We start from the raw sequence: 2,973 nt of genomic DNA, 5'->3' as shown, positions 1-2,973 counted from the left end.
GCAAGGGCGGCTCGACGGCCTGTTCCCGCAAACGGCGATGCCGGTGCTCGATCTCGATGCCGAATGTCCGCCCTGGGCGGAGCGTCCGCACAGCAATCCGGATCGCCAAGGACTGACGCCTAGCCACCTGGCTTATATGATCTACACGTCCGGTTCTACCGGAAATCCTAAAGGCGTGATGGTCTCGCACCGCAACGTCGTGCATTCGACCGCGGCGAGATTTAGCCGTTACCGGGAAGCGGTCAGCGCTTACCTGCTATTGTCTTCGTTTGCTTTCGACAGTTCCGTGGCCGGATTGTTCTGGACGCTGGGGCAGGGCGGGCGTCTGTATTTGCCGGCCGACGACATCGCCAAGGAGCCTGCCGCATTGGCCGGATTGATCGCAGATGGGCAGGTATCGCATCTGCTGGCCTTGCCTTCTTTTTATGCGCTGCTGTTGAAGCAAGCGGGGAGCAAGCTGCAACATCTTAAAACCGTTATCGTGGCCGGAGAGACCTGCTCAACCGAGGTGGTCAGGCAGCATTATGCAGCGTTGCCGCGCGTACCGTTGTACAACGAATACGGGCCGACCGAATGCACGGTTTGGAGCAGCGTTCATTTGACAAACCGGGACGACCTGGACAGGCCGTTATCGATAGGGCGGCCTATCGATAACGCTCGCCTTTATATCCTGGACGGTAGCGGTAACCTGCTGCCGGTCGGCGTGCCGGGCGAACTCCATATCGGCGGCGAGGGCGTCGTGCGGGGTTATTGGAACTGCACGGAATTGACGGCAAAACGCTTTATAGCCGATCCGTTCACGGAAGAAGCTAACGCGCGGATCTACAAAACCGGCGATTTGGCGCGATGGCGGGACGACGGTACGATTGAGTTCCTGGGCCGTAACGATTTCCAGGTCAAAATCCGGGGCTTCAGGATCGAGCCGGGCGATATCGAGGCCAAGCTGGTGGAACACTTGGCTGTTCGCGATGCGGCCGTATTGGCGCACGAAGACAGCGACGGCGCCAAGCGTTTGATTGCTTATGTGGTGCTAAAAGCTGAGTTGAGCAGCTTGTCTGCTCATATGCCCTCTGGGTATAAAGATTATTTAAGCCCCAGCGCCTTTGAGTTGCGCGATTTCCTGAAGAAAAAGCTGCCCGATTTCATGGTGCCTTCCGTATTTATATTCCTCGATACGTTGCCGGTTCTTGCTAACGGCAAGCTCGACCGCAAGGCCCTGCCTAAGCCGGAGAGAGACCGGCAGGCCGCGAATCGTGACTTTGTTGTTCCACGCAATCCGGTGGAAATACAACTGGCCGAAATATGGAGCGAAATCCTGAAAATCGATCCGATCGGCATCCATGACAATTTCTTCGAGCTGGGTGGGCAATCGCTGCTTGCAATGCAGGTCATTATTCGCATTGGCGAGCAACTATCGGTGGAGATTCCGCTAAATACGTTATTTGAGACGTCCACTATCGCCGAATTGGCAAAGCTGATTGAAAACACCGGTGCAAGGATTGCAAACCGTTCCAAACGCATCATTGCCCAACGCCGGTCCGCTTACAGGATCAGCAATTCTTGAAACAACTCAAAACTAGCGGATTCTCCCCCCTTAGCGAACAAGGCGGTTGAAGCCGTGCTGTAAAAAAATAATTGAATAGGAATAAATATGAAAGTTTTTGAAAGCTCTTCAGGCAGTCATGCTGAATATTCTATAGATAAAACCGATTTATCCACCGACCTCTTCATTTTTCCTACCTCCTATCCCCAACAACGGTTGTGGCTTGTGGACAAGCTGACGGACACGACCGTCAACTACATTATTTCCAGTGTGTTCAGGCTTCAGGGCAAACTGAATATAGAAGCGCTGAGAGCGGCGTTGAACGCGATAGTCCACCGTCACGAAGCATTGCGGACGTGCTTCGCCGAACAGGATGGCGGGCCGGTGCAGGTGATTCTGTCTTCGCTGTCGGTGCCGTTAACGATGACCGACCTGCGCAGCTTTTCGCAACAGCAACGCTTATTAGAAGTAGCGCGGCTGATCCGGATTAACGAAGCGACGGCTTTCGACCTGGAAAGACTCCCGCTGCTGCGCTTCCAGTTGCTGCGCATACGCGATGACGAATATATTTTTTTACTGGCCTTCCATCATATTATTTATGACGGATGGTCGAAGGATGTGTTCTTGCGCGAATTATCGGTGTTGTATGAGGCATTTTGCCTGGAGCAGTCCTCGCCCTTGCCGAAGTTGCCGATACAGTACGCCGACTATGCGGTCTGGCAACGGGAATGGTTGCAGGGAGAGTCGAAGAAACAGTTGCTGGATTACTGGAAAAGCCGTTTGTCGGGAGCGTCCGCGCTGGAGCTGCCGACCGACAGGCCGCGCCCGGCCGAGCAATCCTACCGCACAGAGAATCGCTCCTTCAGCTTATCGCCGGACTTGACCGAAGCCTTGAAAGCCCTGAGCCGGCATGAAGGCGTGACTTTTTTCATGACCTTGGCGGCCGCGTTCCAGGTGCTGTTGCACCGCTATAGCGGCCAGGACGACATTGTGATCGGTACGCCGACTTTCGGACGGAACCGCTTAGAGCTTGAAGGCTTGATCGGCTTTTTCGTCAATACGCTGGTGTTGCGTACCGACCTGTCCGGCAATCCGGGGTTCCGGGAACTGCTCGCGCAAGTCCGGGAAGTGACGGTCGGCGCTTACGCGAACCAGGACATCCCGTTTGAAAAACTGGTCGAGGCCCTGCACCCGCAACGCGGTCTGAGCCGCAATCCGCTATTCCAGGTCATGTTCGTGTTCCAGAATACTCCGGAGAGTCCGTTGCAGCTACAAGGGATAACGTCGGAATTGCTCCAGGCCGGTAACGGCACGAACCAATTCGAATTGACCCTGGAACTGACGGAAACCCCGCAGGGTTTGTCCGGCCGGGTCGAGTACGCGACCGACTTGTTCGAGGCCGCGACGATCGAGCGGCTGATCGGCCATTT

At 55.3% G+C, this 2,973-nt stretch carries 2 protein-coding genes; both read left to right on the top strand.

The window, feature by feature from the left end:
* Positions 1–1,564, top strand: a 1,564-nt coding sequence (locus EKO24_RS06305) for a non-ribosomal peptide synthetase (RefSeq protein ID WP_143733188.1), incomplete at its 5' end; no start/stop codon positions are given.
* A gap of 87 nt (positions 1,565–1,651) precedes the next feature.
* Positions 1,652–2,973: condensation domain-containing protein (locus EKO24_RS06300; RefSeq protein WP_241674416.1), on the top strand; the 1,322-nt coding region annotated here is incomplete at its 3' end.

It is taken from the genome of Candidatus Methylobacter oryzae, assembly GCF_003994235.2.
Taxonomy (GTDB): domain Bacteria; phylum Pseudomonadota; class Gammaproteobacteria; order Methylococcales; family Methylomonadaceae; genus Methylobacter_A; species Methylobacter_A oryzae.
This window is presented reverse-complemented; position numbering and strand designations above follow the sequence as displayed.